Here is a 20388-nt window from a genome sequence, read left to right on the forward strand (position 1 = left end):
CGACCTGCGGTCCTCTGACGCCGAACCCGGCGGAGCGAATAGGCTCGGTGCACGAGCCGGACCGAGATCCGGCTTTCGCTCTGCACGTGGTCGCACCAGGGAGGCGTAGATGGTGGCTTGGACGTGGCGGTTCGAGAAGGCCGACGGGACGGAGGTCCAGCCGGCGGTGCAGCCCGAGGAGTTCACCACGCAGGGGGATGCCGAGTCCTGGATCGGTGAGCACTACAAGGCCCTGCTGGAGGGCGGCGCGGACCAGGTGCGGCTGTTCGAGGACAGCACCGAGATCTACGGGCCGATGAGCCTGCACGCCGACGAGTCCTGACGGTCGGTCCCGAACCCCGGGCGCGGTGAGGGCCGGCCTGGTGCCCCGACAGGGGCACTGCCCTCACCCGCCCTCCTCACTGCTCACCCAGCGTCACGTCCACCGTCGTCTCCCGGCCGTTGCGGTTGAACGTCACCGTCGTCCGCTGCCCCGGCCGGTCCGCCGCCAGCGCCTCGGCCAGTGAGGTGATCGTGGTGATGTCGGTGTCGCCCAGCCTGGTGATGACGTCGCCGGACCGGATGCCCGCCCTGTCGGCCGCGCCCCCGCTCCGGACGTCGACCACGGCGACCCCGGCGGGCTGGAACGCGTCGTTGACGACCGTCCGCCCGGTGATGCCGAGCGCGGCCCGGCCCGAGTCGGTGACCTTGCCCTTCCTGACGATCTGGTCGGCGATCGTCTTCACCATCGAGGCCGGGATGGCGAAACCGATCCCGGGCGCCGCGCTGCCCCCGAGGTCGGGGTCGGTGGCGGCGAGCGTCGGAATGCCGATGACCTGCCCGTCGAGGTTGACCAGCGCCCCGCCGCTGTTGCCGGGGTTGATGGCCGCCGACGTCTGCACCATGTTCCCGATGGTGGCGCCCGTACCCCCGCCCTCGCGGCCCTCGCTGACGGTCCGCCCGGTCGCCGACACGATGCCCTGCGTCACGCTGGACGACAGCCCGAGCGGCGAACCCATGGCGAGGACGATCTGCCCCACCTGCACCTTCTCGGAGTCCCCGAACCGCGCCGCCTTCAGCCCGCCCGGGATCCTGTCCAACTTGATGACGGCGAGATCCTGCTCGGGGTACGAGTACACCAGGGTCGCGGTGAGCGGGTCCTCGCTGTGGGCGGTGGTCACCTGGAAGGTCTTCTCGTCGCCGACGACGTGCGCGTTGGTGACGATGTGTCCGTTGCCGTCGTACACGACGCCGGAGCCGAGGTCGTTGCTGGCCTGGATCTGCACCACCGACGGCAGGACGTCCTTGATCACCCTCAGGTAGTCGCTCTGCAGGTCGTTGCCCGCCATGGGGAGGGCGGCCCGCGTCGTCGACTGCTCCTGCCCGGCCGACGGATCCGAGACGGAGCAGGCGGAGACGAACGCCAAGGCGCACACGAGGGCTACGACGGGAGCGACGGTCCGCAGGGCAGGCGTACGGGAAGCTTCCATGCCCCGAGTGTCTCTTCGGGGTGATGGTCCGGCTTGCCGGGTTCACCCGGACGAGCACCGCCGAACCGCGCGGTTCAGCCCCGCACCCCGCACAGGTGCAGCAGCGCCGCGACCCCCCGGTACGGATCCGTCCGCCCGGCCCGCTCCTCGGCGGCCAGCAGCGTCTCGAGGCCGGCCGGGATCTCCGCGCCGTCCGCCGCCGTGTCCGTGAAGACCCGCACCCCGTACCAGGCGTGCAGCGGCGCCCCGATGCCGGCGAGCGTGGCGGTCAGCGTGCCGAGCCGGTCCGCGCGCCCGTCGAGGCCGAGGCGGTTGCGGTAGGCGGTGGTGTCGAACGCGCTCAGCGCGCCCGCCCAGTCCCCGGACAACCCCGGCCGCATGGCCAGCGCGTCGCCGTTGCGCACCAGCAGCGACAGCAGCCCGCCCGGGGCGAGCATGCGGGCCAGCCCGGCCAGCAGGGGATCGGGCTCCGCCACGTACATGAGCACCCCGTGGCACAGCACCACGTCGAAACTGCCCGGCAGGAAGTGCACGCCGGTGTCCCGTCCGTCGCCCTGGACGATCCGCATCCGCTCGCGGATGCCCTCGGGCTCAGCGAACAGCGCCTCGCGCGCCGCCGCGATCATCGTCGCGTCCTGCTCGACGCCGGTCACCTGGTGCCCGGCCCGGGCCAGCCGCAGCGCCTGCGTGCCCTGGCCCATCCCCACGTCGAGCACCCGCAGCCGCTGCCCGACCGGGAACCGGCCGACTATCTGCTCGTCGAGCTGCCGGGCCACCAGCTCCTGGCGTACGACGTCCCGCAGCCCGCCCAGCCCGCCCAGCCCGCTCAGCCAGGCATCCGCCGCACCCCCCCGGAAAGCGTCCGTGCTCAGGGCCGCTCTCCGCGCTTGACCTGCGGCTTCGGCAGCCGGAGCCGGCGCATCTGGAGGGAGCGCATGAGGGCGTAGGCGACCGCGCCCTTCCCGTTCTGGTCCGGGAAGCGCTCGGCCAGCCGCTTCTTGAGCCGGATGCCGCTGGCGACCGAGTCGAGCACGATCAGCACGATCACGATCAGCCACAGCAGCAGCGCGACGCTCTGCAGCGCGGGCACCCGCACCACGCTCAGCACCAGGATGACCAGCGCCAGCGGCAGGAAGAACTCCGCCACGTTGAACCGCGAGTCGACCCAGTCGCGGGCGAACCGGCGGACCGGGCCCTTGTCACGGGCCGGCAGGTACCGCTCGTCGCCGCCGGCCAGCGCCTGGCGCTGCCGCTCCAGCTGGACGCGGCGCTCCTCACGCTGCCGCTTGGCGGCCTCCTTGCGGTTCGTCGGAGTGCTGGCGACGCTGCGGCGCTGGGACTGGGCCTCACTGCGTTTGGGCGTGGGCCGGCCCTTCTTGGCCTGCGGGTCACGGGGCTGCTTGGAGTCGGTCACCATCGCCTTGTCGGCGACCGGGGCCTTCTCTTCCTTGGCACGGCTACGGAACACAAAACCCAAGGGTACGGGGTGGTGGGGCATGGACAGCAGCCCGGCGGGGAACGATCCGGCAACGCCAGTCGTCATGTAAGGGACAGAGGGGACGTTGCAGACGGTTCGCCCGGGGGACACCCTGGGCGCCACCCCGGCGGCCACCCGGGAGTCACCTACTCCCTACGCCGGAGCGGAACCGTACGCAGTCGTCCTTGGGGATGAGCGCATCCGTCCCCGAACAGTGCGGTAATGGATGCAGGGCCCGTACTGTGGGTTCTGTCGCAGGATCTGTGAGCCGGAGTCCGTCAGAAGGGGGCGCGCGAAGCCCATGAGCGGTGTCATGAAGCGTATGGGGATGATCTTCCGCGCGAAGGCGAACAAGGCCCTTGACCGGGCCGAGGACCCGCGCGAGACCCTCGATTACTCGTACCAGAAGCAGCTGGAGCTGCTGCAGAAGGTCCGCCGCGGCGTCGCCGACGTGGCCACCTCGCGCAAGCGCCTGGAACTGCAGCTCAACCAGCTCCAGCAGCAGTCCACCAAGCTGGAGGATCAGGGCCGCAAGGCGCTCGCGCTCGGCCGCGAGGACCTGGCCCGCGAGGCGCTCTCCCGCCGCGCCGCGCTCCAGCAGCAGGTGACGGACCTGGAGACGCAGCACTCCACGCTCCAGGGCGAGGAGGAGAAGCTCACCCTCGCGGCCCAGCGGCTCCAGGCCAAGGTCGACGCCTTCCGTACGAAGAAGGAGACCATCAAGGCCACCTACACCGCCGCCCAGGCCCAGACCCGCATCGGCGAGGCCTTCTCCGGCATCTCCGAGGAGATGGGCGACGTCGGCCTGGCCATCCAGCGTGCCGAGGACAAGACCGCGCAGCTCCAGGCCCGGGCCGGTGCCCTCGACGAACTCCTCGCCTCCGGCGCCCTCGACGACCCCACCGGCATGGCCAAGGACGACCTCCAGGCCGAGCTGGACCGGCTCTCCGGTGGTACGGATGTAGAGCTGGAACTGCAGCGCATGAAGGCCGAGCTCGCCGGAGGTTCGCCCCAGCAGGCGATCGAGGGCGGCACCGGCCAGGCGCAGTCCCAGCAGCAGCCGCAGGACACGCCGCGCTTCGACAAGCAGTAGCCCGAGCGCCACAGCCACAGCCTGGAGGGCGACATGGCCGACATGATCGTACGGATCATGGGGGAGGGGCAGGTGCGGCTGGCGGACAGCCACCTCACCGAACTGAACAAGCTGGACGACGAGCTCCTGACCGAGATGGAGAACGGCGACGGCCCCGGCTTCCGCCGCACCCTCCAGGCCCTCCTGACCAAGGTCCGCGACCTGGGCGAGCCCCTCCCGGACGCATCCCTCGAACCGTCCGACCTGATTCTGCCGTCGCCCGACGCGACCCTGGAGGAGGTCCGGGAGCTGCTGAGCGACGACGGCCTGATTCCGGGCTGACGGAACTGTCCGTACTGTTCACCGTGTGACCACCCTCGACCGTGCCAGATGCCGGCTCAAGGCCCACCCCCTCGCACTGGACGCGGCGCTGGCGGCGGGCGTGCTGATGTGCATGGTCGCCGGGTCCTTCGTGACCCCCCAGGGGCAGAGCGACGTCGCCTGGGGCGTGCGCAGTCCCGACCCGCTCAGCCTGGTGCTCATCACCGTCGGCGCCGCGGCCCTCGTCTTCCGCCGCAGCGCACCCAAGACGGTCCTCGCCGTCACCGGTGCCGCCTCCCTGATCGAGTGCGTCACCGGCGACCCCCGCGCCCCGGTCGCCATGGCCGCCGTCGTCGCCCTCTACACCGTCGCCTCGGCCACCGACCGCCCGACCACCTGGCGCGCGGGCCTGCTCACCATGACCGTGCTGACCGGCGCGGCCATGCTCGCCGGCCCCCTGCCGTGGTACGCCCAGGAGAACCTCGCCATCCTCGCCTGGACCGGCATCGGCGCCACCGCCGGAGACGCCGTCCGCAGCCGCCGCGCGGTCGTCCAGGCCATCCGTGAACGCGCCGAGCGGGCCGAGCGCACCCGCGAGGAGGAGGCCCGCCGCCGGGTCGCCGAGGAACGCCTGCGCATAGCCCGCGACCTGCACGACGTCGTCGCCCACCACATCGCCCTGGTCAACGTCCAGGCCGGAGTCGCCGCCCACGTCATGGACAAGCGCCCCGACCAGGCCAGGGAGGCCCTGGCCCACGTACGGGAGGCCAGCCGCTCCGCGCTCAACGAACTGCGTGCCACCGTCGGCCTGCTCCGCCAGTCCGGCGACCCGGAGGCCCCCACCGAACCCGCTCCCGGCCTCAACCGCCTCGAAGACCTCGCCGACACCTTCCGTAACGCCGGTCTCCGGGTCGAGGTCGCCCGCGCCGACCAGGGCACCGAACTGCCCGCCGCCGTCGACCTGGCGGCGTACCGCATCATCCAGGAGGCCCTGACCAACGTGCAGAAGCATGCGGGCCCCCACGCCACGGCCGAGGTGAGCGTGGTCCGCGTCGGCCCGCACGTCGAGGTCACCGTCCTCGACGACGGGCATCCCGGCGAGGAGTCGGCACCCGCGACCGGCGGCGGCCACGGCCTGCTGGGCATGCGCGAACGCGTCACCGCCCTGCGCGGCACCCTCACCACCGGCCCGCGCTACGGAGGCGGCTTCCGCGTCCAGGCCATCCTGCCGATCAAGACCCGCACCGCTGCCCCGGGAGACCCCGCATGACCATTCGCGTCCTGCTCGCCGACGACCAGGCACTGCTCCGCAGCGCCTTCCGGGTGCTCGTCGACTCCGAGCCGGACATGGAGGTGGTGGGGGAGGCGTCGGACGGGGCGGAGGCGGTCTCGCTCGCGCGGGAGCAGCGCGCCGACGTCGTACTGATGGACATCCGCATGCCCGGCACGGACGGCCTGGCCGCCACCCGCCTGATCAGCGCGGACCCCGCCCTCGCCGCGGTCCGCGTGGTCATCCTGACGACGTTCGAGGTCGACGACTACGTGGTCCAGGCACTGCGGGCGGGGGCGTCCGGCTTTCTGGGGAAGGGCAGCGAACCGGAGGAGTTGCTGAACGCCATCCGGGTCGCCGCCGGCGGCGAGGCCCTGCTCTCCCCGACGGCCACCAAGGGCCTCATAGCCCGCTTCCTCGCCCAGGGCGACGCGGGGGACGGCGACGGCGACCCCGCCCGGGCGGAGCGCCTCGCGGCGCTGACCGGGCGGGAGCGGGAGGTGCTCGTCCAGGTGGCCGGCGGCCACTCCAACGACGAGATCGCCGAGCGGCTGGAGGTCAGTCCGCTGACCGTGAAGACCCACGTCAACCGTGCCATGGCCAAGCTGGGTGCCCGGGACCGGGCACAGCTCGTGGTGATCGCGTACGAGTCGGGCCTGGTGCGGCCGAGAGGGGACTGACGGTTCCGTCCTTCCTGCGTCTTCCATTGAACCTCCTAGCTGCATGCGACGTATCAGTCACTACGAGTGGCGCCGGGCCGAGAGGAAGGGTCGAACAATCTCACTGGAATCGAACCACCCCGTCAGCGCCGATCCTGACTTAGGTGGACAACATGTGCTGGGTCTTGATGGGCTCCGAGGTCTGGCCGCACTGTATGTGCTCCTATTTCACTGCTGGCTACTGACCTTTCCCGGATTCCCTGAGAACTCGGGCCCGTCCTGGTTGGGCTGGCTGATGTACGGGCGTCTCGCCGTCGTCTTCTTCCTCGTGCTGTCCGGTTTCTCTCTAGCCATCTCTCCGGCGCGCAACGGCTGGCGTCAGGGGGGTGTTGCCCGGTTCCTGCGCCGACGGGCCCGACGCATCCTTCCTCCATACTGGGCTGCGCTCGTGCTGAGTCTGACAGTCGCTTTTTTCATCGTGCCCGCCTCGCATTTTGGGCCACCGGACGGCAAAACGGTTCTCGTGTACGGGCTGGTAGTACAGGACGTATTCACGGCCCCAACGCCGAACGGGGCGTTTTGGTCGATCGCCGTCGAGGCGGAGCTCTATCTGCTCTTTCCGTTCCTGCTTTTTGTTCGGCGACGACTGGGGGCGGTGTTCCTGCTTGCGGGCGTCACGCTGCCGACGGTGGCGCGAGGCCTGTCGGCGGCGAACGCGACTCCGGTCGAAGGCGTGAACTGGCTGGCTCCGAATCTCGCCCCGGTATTTGTTGCCGGCCTGGTCGGCGCGGGAGTCATTGCCGCGCGAGAGAAGGTCCGGCGCCTTCCCTGGCACTGGCTCGCAGCCCTGGCCATCACGCCGGTACTGTCACTCATCATGGTCAAGGGACCGACGTGGACGGTAAATCACTACTTCTGGGTGGATCTTGCCGCCGCGCCCGCCATGACGATGTTTATTGCGGCGGTCGCTACAGGGCGCCCCGCCTTTCTGATGTGGCTCCTGGCAACGCGGCCCGTGCGCAGCCTCGGCAACTTTTCCTACAGCCTCTACCTCATTCATTTGCCGATCGTCATGGTTGTCGTCCGGAAAATCGCCCCGGAGTATGTCTCGGCCGGACTGCCCACATTCTGGTTCACCCTGACTCTGGGAGTGCCCGCTTCGGTCGTGACGGCATGGCTGTTCGCCGAAATCTTTGAGATGCCTTTCAAACGGGACCGATGCTGGAGGTCCATGCTCTCGGCTGGACGGGCACGCTGGATCGTCGCCGGAGCCGGGGCGGCCGGTACGGCTGCGGCCGTTGACGACCAGCTGACCGGGATACTGGCCGAGGGGGCCCGTGCGGAGGGGCCGCGGCCGCGGACTCCAGCACCCGCTTCGTCAGCTGCCGCAGGAGCCGACCCTCCCCGGTCATAGTGACGCGGGGACGAAAAGATGCCCCTCCCGTACAGGAAGGGGCATCTCGGGGAGTACCGGGGTCTACGGCAGCGCCAGCATTCGCTCCAGCGCCAGCTTCGCGAACGCCTCCGTCTCCTTGTCGACCTGGATGCGGTTGACGAGGTTGCCCTCGGCCAGGGACTCCAGGGCCCAGACCAGGTGGGGGAGGTCGATGCGGTTCATGGTCGAGCAGAAGCAGACCGTCTTGTCGAGGAAGACGATCTCCTTGCCCTCCGGCGCGAAACGGTTCGCCAGGCGGCGGACCAGGTTCAGCTCCGTACCGATGGCCCACTTGGAGCCGGCGGGGGCGGCCTCCAGGGCCTTGATGATGTACTCCGTGGAGCCGACGTAGTCGGCCGCGGCCACCACCTCGTGCTTGCACTCGGGGTGGACCAGGACGTTCACGCCGGGGATGCGGGCGCGCACGTCGTTCACCGAGTCGAGGCTGAAGCGGCCGTGGACGGAGCAGTGGCCGCGCCACAGGATCATCTTCGCGGCGCGCAGCTGCTCCGCCGTCAGGCCGCCGTTGGGCTTGTGCGGGTTGTAGACCACGCAGTCGTCCAGGGACATCCCCATGTCGCGGACGGCGGTGTTGCGGCCGAGGTGCTGGTCCGGCAGGAACAGGACCTTCTCGCCCTGCTGGAAGGCCCACTCCAGCGCCCGCTTGGCGTTCGAGGACGTGCAGATCGTGCCGCCGTGCTTGCCCGTGAACGCCTTGATGTCCGCGGAGGAGTTCATGTAGGAGACGGGGACCACCTGATCGGCGATGCCGGCGTCCGTGAGGACGTCCCAGCACTCCGCGACCTGCTCGGCCGTCGCCATGTCGGCCATGGAGCAGCCGGCGGCGAGGTCCGGCAGGACGACCTTCTGCTCGTCGGACGTCAGGATGTCCGCCGACTCGGCCATGAAGTGCACACCGCAGAAGACGATGTACTCGGCCTCCGGGCGCGCGGCCGCGTCCCGGGCCAGCTTGAAGGAGTCGCCCGTGACGTCGGCGAACTGGATGACCTCGTCGCGCTGGTAGTGGTGGCCGAGCACGAAGACCTTGTCGCCGAGCTTCTCCTTGGCCGCGCGGGCGCGCTCGACCAGGTCGGGGTCGGACGGCGAGGGCAGGTCACCGGGACACTCGACGCCGCGCTCGCTCCTGGGGTCGGCCTCACGGCCGAGGAGCAGCAGGGCAAGGGGACTCGGCTGAACGTCGAGCTCCGGGGTCTGGGCGGTGGTCACGACACGCACCCTTTCTGGTTTTCGTCGATCTGACGCTATCTATCATAACCCGCTTCACGTCACTTTGACGATGGTCATTGCGTCGATGTGACGTGAATCCCGGCGGGGCCGTCCACAGGCTGCTGTCCGCTCCGTCGGGCATGTGCGAGCATGAAGGAAGAGGAAAACGCGAAAACGCGAATGCCCGGCCCGGAATGAATCCGCGGACCCGCCGGTTGCACTCGTCGGCAAGCAGTCTCCGTACAACCCGGGAGAGATGTAGATGTCCGTATCGGACGAGACCACCACCGTCACCGACGGCATCATCCTGACCGACGCCGCCGCGTCGAAGGTCAAGGCGCTGCTCGACCAGGAAGGCCGCGACGACCTCGCTCTGCGCGTCGCCGTCCAGCCCGGCGGCTGCTCCGGCCTGCGCTACCAGCTCTTCTTCGACGAGCGCTCGCTCGACGGTGACGTCGAGAAGGACTTCGGCGGGGTCAAGGTCGTCACGGACCGCATGAGCGCCCCGTACCTGGGCGGCGCCACCATCGACTTCGTGGACACGATCGAGAAGCAGGGCTTCACGATCGACAACCCGAACGCGACGGGCTCCTGCGCCTGCGGCGACTCCTTCAGCTGACCCCGGCCGGAAACCGGCTCGAGAACGAACGCGAAGGCGGCGGCCCCCTCCCACGGGGCCGCCGCCTTCGCGTGTTCTCCGACAGCCGGCGGGTCAGGACGCCTTCGGCAGACGCGCGCCCGGCCGCTCCCTCGGGATCGCCCGGCCGTCCGAGCCGACCACCCTCCGGTCACCGAGCGGCTTCTCCAGGTGCACGGTCCGGTGGTAGACCTTGGCGATCATCACGCAGACCTTGTCCGGCCAGGGCGTCTCGGTCACCGTGACGGTCACCTTGCCGGAGTCCTCGGTCGCCGACGCCTTGTAGTCGGCGCACACCCCGCCCTCGAAGGCCACGGTCAGGCTGTTGCCCGCCGTGCTGTAGCCCGTCACCTTCACGGACTGCTCGGCCGGTGACGCCGACGGCGTACTCGACGGCGTGCCCGGCGACGCCAGGTACTTCGGGTCGACCGCCGGATACGTCACCGTGAAGGCGTCCTGCGCCCCCGCAGCCCGTACCTGGAACAGCCAGGACGGCACCAGCGCCTGCCGGCCCCCGACCGAGTGCGCGGCCAGCCCGAACACGGCCTTCCCGACGGTGACCGTGTCCTGCGCCGGCACCGCCGACGGCGACGCCGGCGAGCCGCACGGCTGCTCCAGCCGGTCCTTCAGCGGTACGGGACTGGCGCAGCCGCCGATGCCCATCCGGTGGTCGGTCGTGGGCGCCGCGTTCATCAGGTCGAGCGTCTTCTTCGCGCCCAGGACGGGATACGTGTCCCCCTTCACCGGCGCCTTCAGCTCCCCGTGGCCGCCGACCAGCTCGCCCTGCCTGTCGACGGTCAGGCCGGTCGTCCAGCCGTAGGTGGGCAGCCCGCCCACCACCGGATCGGCGTTCACCACCCGCTGGGCGCCCATGACCTGGCTCGCGTCCACCTTGGCGTCGTCCTGGCCCAGCGCCTTCAGCACCGGCGCCGCCGCCTTCTTCGCGGCCGTCTCGCTCACCCGGTCGGTGACGGGGGCGGCGGGGTCCTGCGCGCAGACGGTGATCTTCCTGCAGTTGTCGGTGCCCGGCGCGTACCGGCTGAAGGTCCAGGTCCCCGGCGCCTGCCTGGCGACCTGCAGACTCGGCCCGGACCCGTCCTTCCCGGACCCGACCCGCCAGGTCTGCCCGTCGGCCACCGGCGCTCCGTCGACACCGAGGGCCTCGGCCAGGCGGGCCACCTCGTCCTCGGTGACCTCCCCGCCCGCCCGGTACACCGGCGCCGATCCGGGACCGCCGGGCAGCGTGCCGTCGGCCTGGTAGGTGATGCCGTACGGGTTGGGCTCACCGGGCGCGATGCCGTTCGTACCGCCGCTGGCCGAGTAACCGTCCAGCGCGAGCGGCGGGGGAGTGCCACCGGAGGCCGCGGAACCCGTACCGCCGCCCGAGGCGCCGTTCGCGGTCGCCGCGAGGTAGGCCCCGCCGCCGCCGGCCAGCAGCACGGCGGCGGCGACGGAGGCGACGATCGCGGAGGAGCGGCGGCGGGCGGGGCGTTCGTCACCGGCTTCGCCGGCACCCCGGGGGACCTCTTCGCCGGGTACGCCGGACACGTCCGCGGGCTCGGGCTGCCCGGGCTCCGCGGCACCCGGCACGTCCGAGCCCTGGGTGACTTCGGCTGCCCCGGCATCTTCAGCAACCCCGGCGCCCTCAGGCACCTTGGCATCTTCAGCAACCCCGGACAGGGCCTCCGGCTCCGGAACCCCCTTCTCCGCCGAGGCCTCCCCGGCGGTGCCCGCGGCCGCGTCGTCGTTGTCGGGTCGCTCGGTGTTCACCGCATCGCTCCTTGCTGGGTCGTCTCCCGCATCCCCTTCCCGGGGGACGGCGATGGGACGCGGTGGGTGAGCGAGCGGTTCCCTCGAACGGAGGGGACGATTCAGTCGCCGTAGTCGGACATCGCGTCCAGCAGCCGCGCGGAGGTCGCGGGGACGGTCACGCCGTGGATGAGCGACGGGGGCACCGGAACGGAGGAGTCCTGGTCGGGTACCGCCCAGTGCGGGGCCATCCGGGCGCAGTCACCGCGCAGCGACGCCAGGTCGCCGTCCAGGTCGGCCGGAACGGGGGCATGGACCTTGAGGTTCGTCATAGCGGCACCGTAAGCGCGTGGAGGTCGGCGGACATAGATCTACTATCGGGTAGTTTTTCCACTCCTGCACCTCGCCCCGACCGGGTAGCGTGAACTGTCAATCCGCCTCCCCCAGGAGAATCCCCGCCGTGCGCATCGCAGTCACCGGCTCCATCGCCACCGACCACCTCATGACCTTCCCCGGCCGCTTCGCCGACCAGCTGGTCGCGGACCAGCTGCACACGGTCTCCCTCTCCTTCCTGGTCGACAACCTCGACGTACGCCGCGGCGGCGTCGGCGCGAACATCGCCTTCGGCATGGGCCAGCTCGGCACGCGGCCCATTCTGGTCGGTGCCGCGGGCTTCGACTTCGACCAGTACCGCGCCTGGCTGGACCGGCACGGCGTCGACACCGAGTCGGTCCGCATCTCCGAGACCCTGCACACCGCCCGCTTCGTGTGCACCACCGACGCCGACCACAACCAGATCGGCTCCTTCTACACCGGCGCGATGAGCGAGGCCCGCCTCATCGAGCTGAAGACCGTCGCCGACCGCATCGGCGGCCTCGACCTGGTGCTGATCGGCGCCGACGACCCGGAGGCGATGCTCCGCCACACCGAGGAGTGCCGCACCCGGAACATCCCGTTCGCCGCCGACTTCTCCCAGCAGATCGCCCGCATGGACGGCGAGGAGATCCGGATACTGCTGGACGGGGCGACGTACCTCTTCTCCAACGAGTACGAGAAGGGCCTCATCGAGTCCAAGACCGGCTGGACCGACGAGGAGATCCTCGCCAAGGTCGGCCACCGGGTCACCACCCTCGGCTCGCGCGGCGTCCGCATCGAGCGGGCCGGCGAGGACCCGATCGAGGTCGGCTGCCCGGAGGAGGAGCGCAAGGCCGACCCCACCGGCGTCGGCGACGCCTTCCGGGCCGGCTTCCTCTCCGGCCTGGCCTGGGGCGTCTCCCTGGAGCGCGCCGCCCAGGTCGGCTGCATGCTCGCCACCCTGGTCATCGAGACGGTGGGCACCCAGGAGTACCAGCTGCGCCGCGCCCACTTCATGGACCGCTTCACCAAGGCGTACGGCGACGATGCGGCCGCCGAGGTCAAGCAGCACCTCGCTTGAGGACCTGTCCGGCGGATCATGCCGCGGACGCGGGGGTTGGCACGCCTTCCCCCACGCTCGGCTCGCTCGCGCGGGGAGACACCCCCGTCGCGTCGACTCCCCCCTCCGCCTTGCAGCCGGACGCACCCACCCCCCGCTCACCCGCACTGATCGGGCACCGTCGGTTCCCTGCGCCATGATCCGCCGGACAGGCCCCGGTTCACGCGATACGGCGGACCACGTACGCCGAACCGTGGTCCGCCGGCTCCTCGCCGAGGTACTCCTGCCCGCGCATCTCGCACCACGCCGGGATGTCCAGCCGGGCCGCCTCGTCGTCGGAGAGGACGCGGACCGTGCCGCCCACCGGTACGTCCCCGAAGACCTTCGCCAGCTCGATGACCGGGATCGGGCAGCGCTTGCCGAGCGAGTCGACGACCACCTCGTCCGGCCGTACGACCGCCGCCGCGGGCACCGGCGCGCCCAGCTTCTCCCGGACGCCCGCCACCGCGCCCGGCAGCACCGACAGGAACCGCTCGACGTCCTCCTCCGCCGTCCCCGGCGGCAGCGACACCCGCACGTTGCCCTCGCTCAGCACCCCCATCGCCTTCAGCACATGGCTGGGCGTCAGCGTGCTGCTCGTGCAGGAGGAGCCGGACGAGACGGAGAAGCCCTCCCGGTCCAGCTCGTGCAGCAAGGTCTCCCCGTCGACGTAGAGGCAGGAGAAGGTGACGATCCCCGGCAGCCGCCGCCGTGGATCGCCCACCACCTCCACGTCCGGCACCGACTCGGCTACCCGCGCCCGGATCCGCTCGGTCAGCTCCCGCAGCCGTACCGCCTCCCGGTCCGCCTCGGCCCGCACCGCCCGCAGGGAGGCCGCCGCGGCCACGATCGCCGGGATGTTCTCGAAGCCGGGCACCCGCCCAGACTCCCGCTCGTCCACCGGCCCTTGCGGCGCGAACCGCACCCCCTTGCGGACCACCAGCAGCCCGACCCCCGACGGTCCGCCCCACTTGTGCGCACTCGCCGTCAGCAGCGACCAGTCCCCTTCGACCGGCCCCCATCCCAACGACTGCGCCGCGTCCACCAGCAGCGGCACGCCGGCCTCCCGGCAGAGGGCAGCCACCTCGGCCACCGGCTGCTCGGTCCCCACCTCGTGGTTGGCCGACTGCAGGCAGGCGAGCGCGGTGCCGGGCCGCAGGGCGGCCTCGTACGACTCCGCGGCCACCGCACCCCTACGGTCCACGGCGACCCGCGTGACCGTACCGCCGTCCGTCTCGTGCGCGTCGGCCGAATGGAGTACCGAAGAGTGTTCGACCGCGGACACGATCAGGTGGCGTCCGACCCGGCGACGCCCTGCCAGCGCCCCCGCGATCCCGCTGTGCACGGCCCGGGTCCCGGACGAGGTGAACGTCAGTTCGTCCGGCCGGCACCCCACGGCCTCCGCAGCCGCCTCCCGAGCCGCGTCCAGCAGCAACCGCGCGCGCCGCCCCTCCCGGTAGAGACGGGCAGGGTCGGCCCACCCCTCGTCGAGAGAGGCCAACAGCGCCTGACGGGCGACGGAATGGAGGGGAGCACCGGAAGCAGCGTCGAAGTAGGCCACACGGCAACGCTAGACGCCGTTCGGGGCAGTGCGCCCGACGGGGGCGGGGAACCGCGCGACCGACAACAAACCACTCGTACCCGCCACACAAGCCGCACTCCCGGGCTATCAGGCGCCATCCAGCCCCTTGGGGGTGACCCGCGGCGCGTATGCCACCCTCCCCGCGACCCGCCGGAAGGCGTCCAGTAGGGTTTGGTCCGCATAAACATCCAAACCCCTGCCCGACGCAGGGCGGCGACCGACCAGCGAGAAGGCCGCAGCCAACCAGCGCGGGCGAGACTCTCGGGAAGGCGCTACGTGAGTCCCAACGGCTCCGACCGCTCGCCGCGGCGCCCGATGCGGCGGAAGCTGCTGCAGGCAATGACCGCGGGCCTGGTCCTGGCGACCGCAACCGGTTGCACATACAAGGACTTCCCCCGCCTTGGTATGCCCACCCCGACCACCGAAGAGGCTCCGCGGATCCTCTCGCTGTGGCAGGGCTCCTGGGCTGCCGCGCTCGCCGTCGGCGTGCTGGTGTGGGGTCTGATCCTGTGGAGCGCCGTGTTCCACCGGCGCAGCCGCACCAAGGTCGAGGTACCTCCGCAGACCCGGTACAACATGCCCATCGAGGCGCTGTACACGGTGGTCCCGATCATCATCATCTCGGTGCTCTTCTACTTCACGGCCCGGGACGAGTCGAAGCTCCTGGACCTCTCCAAGAAGCCCGACGTGACGGTCAACGTCGTCGGCTTCCAGTGGAGCTGGGGCTTCAACTACATCGAGAACGTCCCCGGCTCCACCGGCGACGCCAAGACCGACAAGAACCTGGCCAGCGTTCCGGACCGGTACAAGAAGTACTTCCCGGCGAACGCCGGCGGTGTCTACGAGGTCGGTACGCCGGGCACGCGCAACCCGCAGACCGGCAACCCCGGTCCGACGCTGTGGCTGCCCAAGGGCAGGACGGTCCGTTTCGTCCTCACCTCGCGTGACGTCATCCACTCCTTCTGGGTGCTGCCGTTCCTGATGAAGCAGGACGTCATCCCGGGCCACCCCAACGCCTTCCAGGTGACTCCCAACCAGGAGGGCACCTTCAGGGGCAAGTGCGCCGAGCTGTGCGGCGTCGACCACTCCCGGATGCTGTTCAACGTGAAGGTCGTCTCCCCGGAGCGCTACGAGCAGCACCTCAAGGACCTCGTCAAGAAGGGGCAGACCGGTTACATTCCCGCGGGCATCGCGCAGACGAGCCACGAGAAGAACCGGGAGTCGAACATCCTGTGAGCATCCTCAACGAACCCCAGGGTGCCGCGGCAGCAGGGTCCCACTATGAGGACGAGCTGCCGGTCCGGCGCCAGCGCCGCGGCGAAGTCGTCGTCAAGTGGCTGACTACCACGGACCACAAGACGATCGGCACGCTCTACCTCGTGACGTCGTTCGCCTTCTTCCTCATCGGCGGCGTCATGGCGCTGCTCATGCGCGCCGAGCTGGCCCGGCCGGGCCTGCAGATCATGTCGAACGAGCAGTTCAACCAGGCGTTCACGATGCACGGCACGATCATGCTGCTGATGTTCGCGACGCCGCTGTTCGCGGGCTTCACGAACTGGATCATGCCGCTGCAGATCGGCGCGCCGGACGTGGCCTTCCCGCGGCTGAACATGTTCGCCTACTGGCTGTACCTGTTCGGCTCGCTGATCGCGGTGGCCGGCTTCCTCACCCCGCAGGGTGCGGCCGACTTCGGCTGGTTCGCCTACGCCCCGCTGTCCGAGGCGATCCGCAGCCCCGGCATCGGCGCCGACATGTGGATCATGGGTCTGGCCTTCTCCGGCTTCGGCACCATCCTCGGCTCGGTCAACTTCATCACCACGATCATCTGCATGCGCGCGCCGGGCATGACCATGTTCCGCATGCCGATCTTCACCTGGAACGTGCTGCTGACCGGTGTCCTGGTCCTGCTGGCCTTCCCGGTCCTGGCCGCCGCGCTGTTCGCCCTGGAGGCGGACCGCAAGTTCGGCGCCCACATCTTCGACGCCGCCAACGGCGGATCACTGCTGTGGCAACACCTCTTCTGGTTCTTCGGCCATCCAGAGGTGTACATCATCGCGCTACCGTTCTTCGGCATCATTTCCGAGGTCATCCCGGTCTTCAGCCGCAAGCCGATGTTCGGCTACATGGGCCTGATCGCCGCGACCATCTCGATCGCCGGTCTTTCCGTGACGGTGTGGGCGCACCACATGTACGTCACCGGTGGCGTGCTGCTGCCGTTCTTCTCCTTCATGACCTTCCTGATCGCGGTCCCGACCGGTGTGAAGTTCTTCAACTGGATCGGCACCATGTGGAAGGGCTCGCTGAGCTTCGAGACCCCGATGCTGTGGGCGACCGGCTTCCTGATCACCTTCACGTTCGGTGGTCTGACCGGTGTCATCCTGGCCTCGCCGCCGATGGACTTCCACGTCTCGGACTCGTACTTCGTGGTGGCGCACTTCCACTACGTGGTCTTCGGCACGGTCGTGTTCGCGATGTTCTCCGGCTTCCACTTCTGGTGGCCGAAGTTCACCGGCAAGATGCTCGACGAGCGCCTCGGCAAGATCACCTTCTGGACGCTGTTCGTCGGCTTCCACGGCACCTTCCTGGTCCAGCACTGGCTGGGTGCCGAGGGCATGCCGCGCCGTTACGCGGACTACCTCGCGGCCGACGGCTTCACCGCCCTGAACACGGTCTCGACGATCAGCTCGTTCGTGCTCGGCCTGTCGATACTGCCGTTCCTCTACAACGTGTGGAAGACGGCCAAGTACGGCAAGCCGGTCGGCGTCGACGACCCGTGGGGCTACGGCCGGTCGCTGGAGTGGGCGACCTCCTGCCCGCCGCCGCGGCACAACTTCCTCACCCTGCCGCGGATCCGCAGTGAATCCCCGGCGTTCGACCTGCACCACCCCGAGATCGCCGCTCTTGAGCAGCTGGAGCACGCCGGTCACGGCAGCAGCAGCGCCATCGCGGGCACCAAGGAGGCCGGCAAGTGAAGATCCAGGGCCGGATGTTCATCTGGCTGAGCTTCTTCGTCCTCGTCATGGCGGTCGTCTATGGCGTGTGGTCGAAGGAGCCGGCCGGTACCACGGCGCTCTTCCTGGCCTTCGGCCTGTGCATCATGATCGGCTTCTACCTGGGCTTCACCGCCCGGCGGGTCGACGCGGGCGCGCAGGACGACAAGGAGGCCGACGTCGCGGACGACGCGGGCGAGCTGGGCTTCTTCAGCCCGCACAGCTGGCAGCCGCTCGCCCTCGGTGTCGGCGGTGCGCTGGCCTTCCTCGGTATCGCGGTCGGCTGGTGGCTGGTGTACTTCTCGGCACCGATCATCCTGATCGGCCTGTTCGGCTGGGTCTTCGAGTACTACCACGGTGAGAACCGCACCCAGTAGCACACGCATTCCGTAGCACGCGCCGAGGCGCCGGGAGCCCGGACACTCCGTCAGGAGGTCCGGGCTTCCGCTTTTGGCCTGCGGCCCGTCCCCCGAACGCGTCACTCAGCGCGCTGGGGTTGACGAAGCTTTCTAGCGTGAGCTCATGAGCACCTCTCCGCGCACCCGCACCGTCGTCAGCTGCACCCTGCTGGTGGCCGCCCTCGGGGCGGGCGTCACCGCCTGCGGTTCGGACGGCAACCCCCTGGCGGACAAGCCGTACGACGCGGCGGACCAGATCTCCTTCACCGGCCCCACCGGCGCAGGGAAGAAGGCCGACCCGGACAAGCCCCTCGAGGTCGCCGCACAGGGCGACGGGCGGATCACGGACGTCACGGCCGTGGACGCCACGGGGCGCTATGTGGCGGGCGAACTCGCGGCCGACGGCAGCCGCTGGCACAGCACCTCTCCACTGGCCGCCAACGCCCACTACACGGTGCGGATCAGCACGGAGGACGAGGACGGGGCCCCCGGCCGCAAGACCCTCGTCTTCGACACCAGCATGCCCACCACCACCAAGCGCCTGGACGTCACCTTCGGGCCGGACGCGGGCGCGTACGGCGTCGGCCAGCCCATCACGGCGAAGCTGAACCACGCGGTCAAGGACAAGGCGCAGCGGGCCATCGTCGAGCGCGCCCTCAGGGTGGACTCGATGCCCGCCGTACAGGGTTCCTGGTACTGGGTGGACGACAAGGAGCTCCACTACCGCCCCAAGGAGTACTGGCCCGTCCACACCACCGTCCAGGTGCACAGCAATCTGGACGGCATCAGGATCAACGACCGTCTCTGGGGCGGCAGCGCCAAACCCCTGAAGATCACCATCGGCGACCGGATCGAAGCCGTCACGGACGCGTCATCGCACCACATGACGGTCTACAAGAACGGCGCGGTGATCAACGAGATCCCCGTCACCACCGGAAAGCCCGGCTACGAGACCCGCAACGGCGTCAAGGTCGTCCTGGAGAAGCAGTCATTCGTACGCATGCGCGGTACCACCGTCGGCATCGCCGAGGGCAGCTCCGACTCCTACGACCTGCCGGTCTACTACGCCACCCGCGTCACCTGGTCCGGCGAGTACGTGCACGCCGCGCCCTGGTCCGTCGGCTCCCAGGGCTACGAGAACGTCAGCCACGGCTGCACCGGCATGAACACGTCCAACGCGGAGTGGTTCTTCGACACCATCCACCCGGGCGACATCGTCAAGGTCGTCAACTCCAACGGCGACCCGATGGAACCCTTCGGCAACGGCTTCGGCGACTGGAACGTCGACTGGAAGAAGTGGCGTACCGGCAGCGCCCTGACCAACGGCAAGCCGGAGGGCCCGGCCCCGGAGGACGCGCTGAGACTGCAGCCGACGACGGTGTGACGCTCCGGGGCGCGGACCTGCGCGCCCCGGGCCCCTACGCGCTCAGCAGCTTCTTCTTGCGCAGCAGAGCAGCCAGCGCCGACGCGAACTCCACGGGGTCGACCGGCAGGGTCACCGCCGCGTCGGCCCGGCTCCACGTCGCCAGCCACGCGTCCTGAGGCCGCCCGATCAGCAGCAGCACCGGCGGACAGTTGAACACCTCGTCCTTGATCTGCCGGCACATCCCCATGCCCCCCATGGGCACGGCCTCACCGTCCAGCACGCAGACATCGATGCCGCCCTTGCCGAGCTCGGCGAGTACCGCCGCGGGCGTCGCGCACTCCACGAACTCCACCACGGGGGCGTCCGGAGCCGGCCGGCGCCCGGTGGCGAGCCGGACCTGCTCGCGGGTGTTGGAGTCGTCGCTGTAGACCAGCACCGTGGCGGTCGGCTGCATTGTTCCTCCGAGACGTCGGCGTCGTACGGACAGGACCCGATCGGACAGGGCCGATGCGGCGGATGCTACCCCCTCCGACAGCCTGTCAACACCGGCTCGGACACGACTTCGAAGGGCCGCTTGATGGGCCATACGGGCACTACACACGCTGCGAACGCCCCGAACGGCACCCCCCGTAGTGAGGGCGGGATAAGCGACCGACATAATGTCGGTCGTGGCGACAGCAACGACAGTAGATACCGGGCACGCGCACCCGTCGGTCAACCGGCCGAACCTCACCAGCGTCGGAACCATCATCTGGCTGAGTTCCGAGCTGATGTTCTTCGCGGCCCTCTTCGCGATGTACTTCACCCTGCGATCGGTGACGGGTCCCGATCACTGGAAGGAGATGGCCTCCGGCCTCAACCTTCCGTTCTCGGCGACGAACACCACGATCCTGGTGCTCTCCTCCCTCACCTGCCAGCTCGGCGTGTTCGCGGCCGAGCGCGGTGACGTGAAGAAGCTCCGGGGCTGGTTCGTCATCACCTTCGTCATGGGTGCGATCTTCATCGGCGGCCAGGTCTTCGAGTACACCGAGCTGGTGAAGAAGGACGGGCTCTCGCTCTCCTCCGACCCGTACGGTTCGGTGTTCTACCTGACCACCGGCTTCCACGGCCTGCACGTGACGGGCGGTCTCATCGCCTTCCTGCTGGTCCTCGGCCGCACCTACGCGGCGAAGAGGTTCACGCACGAGCAGGCGACCGCCGCGATCGTCGTGTCCTACTACTGGCACTTCGTCGATGTCGTCTGGATCGGCCTCTTCGCCACGATCTACCTGATCAAGTAGCCG

21 protein-coding genes are annotated in these 20388 nt (G+C 69.8%); 13 read left to right on the top strand and 8 right to left on the bottom strand.

Annotated elements, in window-relative coordinates; all coding sequences use genetic code 11:
• The first annotated feature begins 109 nt into the window (after positions 1-109).
• Positions 110-322, top strand: coding sequence for a hypothetical protein (locus tag ACIBBH_RS01315; RefSeq protein ID WP_399400691.1), 213 nt, complete (start codon positions 110-112; stop codon positions 320-322).
• 76 nt (positions 323-398) lie between these two features.
• Here the strand turns inward: ACIBBH_RS01315 and ACIBBH_RS01320 are convergent, their stop codons facing one another.
• The 3 genes from ACIBBH_RS01320 to ACIBBH_RS01330 form a co-directional block, all read right to left on the bottom strand.
• Positions 399-1469: a S1C family serine protease gene (locus tag ACIBBH_RS01320; RefSeq protein WP_399400693.1), complete on the bottom strand. Its 1071-nt coding sequence runs from the start codon at positions 1467-1469 to the stop codon at positions 399-401.
• 74 nt (positions 1470-1543) lie between these two features.
• A complete protein-coding gene (locus tag ACIBBH_RS01325; RefSeq protein WP_399400695.1) occupies positions 1544-2245 on the bottom strand; it encodes a class I SAM-dependent methyltransferase in 702 nt (233 codons plus the stop codon).
• Between the two features lie 92 nt (positions 2246-2337).
• Positions 2338-3012, bottom strand: a complete 675-nt coding sequence (locus tag ACIBBH_RS01330; RefSeq protein ID WP_399400697.1) for a DUF3043 domain-containing protein — start codon at positions 3010-3012, stop codon at positions 2338-2340.
• A gap of 235 nt (positions 3013-3247) precedes the next feature.
• On the opposite strand from ACIBBH_RS01330, the gene ACIBBH_RS01335 reads away from it, so the two are divergent.
• The 5 genes from ACIBBH_RS01335 to ACIBBH_RS01355 are packed head-to-tail and all read left to right on the top strand — an operon-like array spanning position 3248 to position 7682.
• Entirely contained in the window at positions 3248-4039 is a 792-nt protein-coding gene (locus ACIBBH_RS01335; protein ID WP_399400699.1) for a PspA/IM30 family protein, read from the top strand.
• Between the two features lie 42 nt (positions 4040-4081).
• Positions 4082-4360, top strand: coding sequence for a hypothetical protein (locus ACIBBH_RS01340; protein ID WP_399401462.1), 279 nt, complete (start codon positions 4082-4084; stop codon positions 4358-4360).
• A gap of 25 nt (positions 4361-4385) precedes the next feature.
• A complete protein-coding gene (locus tag ACIBBH_RS01345) occupies positions 4386-5609 on the top strand; it encodes a sensor histidine kinase (protein WP_399400701.1) in 1224 nt (407 codons plus the stop codon).
• On the top strand, positions 5606-6289 hold the full coding sequence (locus ACIBBH_RS01350) for a response regulator (RefSeq protein ID WP_399400702.1): 684 nt from the start codon (positions 5606-5608) through the stop codon (positions 6287-6289). Before ACIBBH_RS01345 ends, ACIBBH_RS01350 begins: the two co-directional genes overlap by 4 nt.
• A 43-nt stretch (positions 6290-6332) precedes the next feature.
• The gene (locus ACIBBH_RS01355) at positions 6333-7682 is read left to right on the top strand and encodes an acyltransferase family protein (RefSeq protein WP_399400704.1); all 1350 of its coding nucleotides are present in this window, start codon (positions 6333-6335) and stop codon (positions 7680-7682) included.
• Positions 7683-7745: 63 nt separating this feature from the next.
• On the opposite strand, the gene nadA is transcribed toward ACIBBH_RS01355, so the two are convergent.
• A complete protein-coding gene (nadA, locus tag ACIBBH_RS01360; protein WP_399400706.1) occupies positions 7746-8930 on the bottom strand; it encodes a quinolinate synthase NadA in 1185 nt (394 codons plus the stop codon).
• A gap of 262 nt (positions 8931-9192) precedes the next feature.
• Between nadA and ACIBBH_RS01365 the strand changes: the two genes are divergently transcribed.
• Positions 9193-9549, top strand: coding sequence for an iron-sulfur cluster assembly accessory protein (locus ACIBBH_RS01365; protein ID WP_006135694.1), 357 nt, complete (start codon positions 9193-9195; stop codon positions 9547-9549).
• 93 nt (positions 9550-9642) lie between these two features.
• Here the strand turns inward: ACIBBH_RS01365 and ACIBBH_RS01370 are convergent, their stop codons facing one another.
• Positions 9643-11337: a hypothetical protein gene (locus ACIBBH_RS01370; RefSeq protein ID WP_399400708.1), complete on the bottom strand. Its 1695-nt coding sequence runs from the start codon at positions 11335-11337 to the stop codon at positions 9643-9645.
• Positions 11338-11438: 101 nt separating this feature from the next.
• Positions 11439-11648 (bottom strand): hypothetical protein, encoded by a 210-nt coding sequence (locus tag ACIBBH_RS01375; protein ID WP_399400710.1) that lies wholly within the window; start codon positions 11646-11648, stop codon positions 11439-11441.
• A 128-nt stretch (positions 11649-11776) separates the two neighbouring features.
• Between ACIBBH_RS01375 and ACIBBH_RS01380 the strand changes: the two genes are divergently transcribed.
• Complete coding sequence (locus ACIBBH_RS01380) at positions 11777-12751, top strand: carbohydrate kinase family protein (protein ID WP_399400712.1); 975 nt, start codon at positions 11777-11779, stop codon at positions 12749-12751.
• A 199-nt stretch (positions 12752-12950) separates the two neighbouring features.
• On the opposite strand, the gene ACIBBH_RS01385 is transcribed toward ACIBBH_RS01380, so the two are convergent.
• Positions 12951-14330 (bottom strand): cysteine desulfurase/sulfurtransferase TusA family protein, encoded by a 1380-nt coding sequence (locus ACIBBH_RS01385; RefSeq protein WP_399400714.1) that lies wholly within the window; start codon positions 14328-14330, stop codon positions 12951-12953.
• A 297-nt stretch (positions 14331-14627) separates the two neighbouring features.
• Here ACIBBH_RS01385 and coxB point away from each other — a divergent pair, with 297 nt between their 5' ends.
• The 4 genes from coxB (at position 14628) to ACIBBH_RS01405 (ending at position 19123) form a co-directional block, all read left to right on the top strand.
• Complete coding sequence (gene coxB, locus ACIBBH_RS01390; protein ID WP_399400716.1) at positions 14628-15587, top strand: cytochrome c oxidase subunit II; 960 nt, start codon at positions 14628-14630, stop codon at positions 15585-15587.
• Positions 15584-17323: a cytochrome c oxidase subunit I gene (ctaD, locus tag ACIBBH_RS01395; RefSeq protein WP_399400718.1), complete on the top strand. Its 1740-nt coding sequence runs from the start codon at positions 15584-15586 to the stop codon at positions 17321-17323. Before coxB ends, ctaD begins: the two co-directional genes overlap by 4 nt.
• Positions 17320-17718 (top strand): cytochrome c oxidase subunit 4, encoded by a 399-nt coding sequence (locus tag ACIBBH_RS01400; RefSeq protein ID WP_399400720.1) that lies wholly within the window; start codon positions 17320-17322, stop codon positions 17716-17718. The genes ctaD and ACIBBH_RS01400 overlap by 4 nt, the downstream gene beginning before the upstream one ends.
• A 145-nt stretch (positions 17719-17863) precedes the next feature.
• A complete protein-coding gene (locus tag ACIBBH_RS01405; RefSeq protein WP_399400722.1) occupies positions 17864-19123 on the top strand; it encodes an Ig-like domain-containing protein in 1260 nt (419 codons plus the stop codon).
• 34 nt (positions 19124-19157) lie between these two features.
• Here ACIBBH_RS01405 and ACIBBH_RS01410 read toward each other — a convergent pair whose 3' ends face one another.
• Positions 19158-19559, bottom strand: coding sequence for a hypothetical protein (locus ACIBBH_RS01410; RefSeq protein WP_399400724.1), 402 nt, complete (start codon positions 19557-19559; stop codon positions 19158-19160).
• 205 nt (positions 19560-19764) lie between these two features.
• Between ACIBBH_RS01410 and ACIBBH_RS01415 the strand changes: the two genes are divergently transcribed.
• Positions 19765-20385 carry a heme-copper oxidase subunit III gene (locus ACIBBH_RS01415; protein ID WP_399400726.1) on the top strand — a complete coding sequence of 207 codons (621 nt, stop codon included), beginning with the start codon at positions 19765-19767 and terminating at the stop codon, positions 20383-20385.
• Positions 20386-20388 lie beyond the last annotated feature (3 nt).

Source organism: Streptomyces sp. NPDC051636 (assembly GCF_044453765.1).
Classification (GTDB): Bacteria; Actinomycetota; Actinomycetes; order Streptomycetales; family Streptomycetaceae; genus Streptomyces.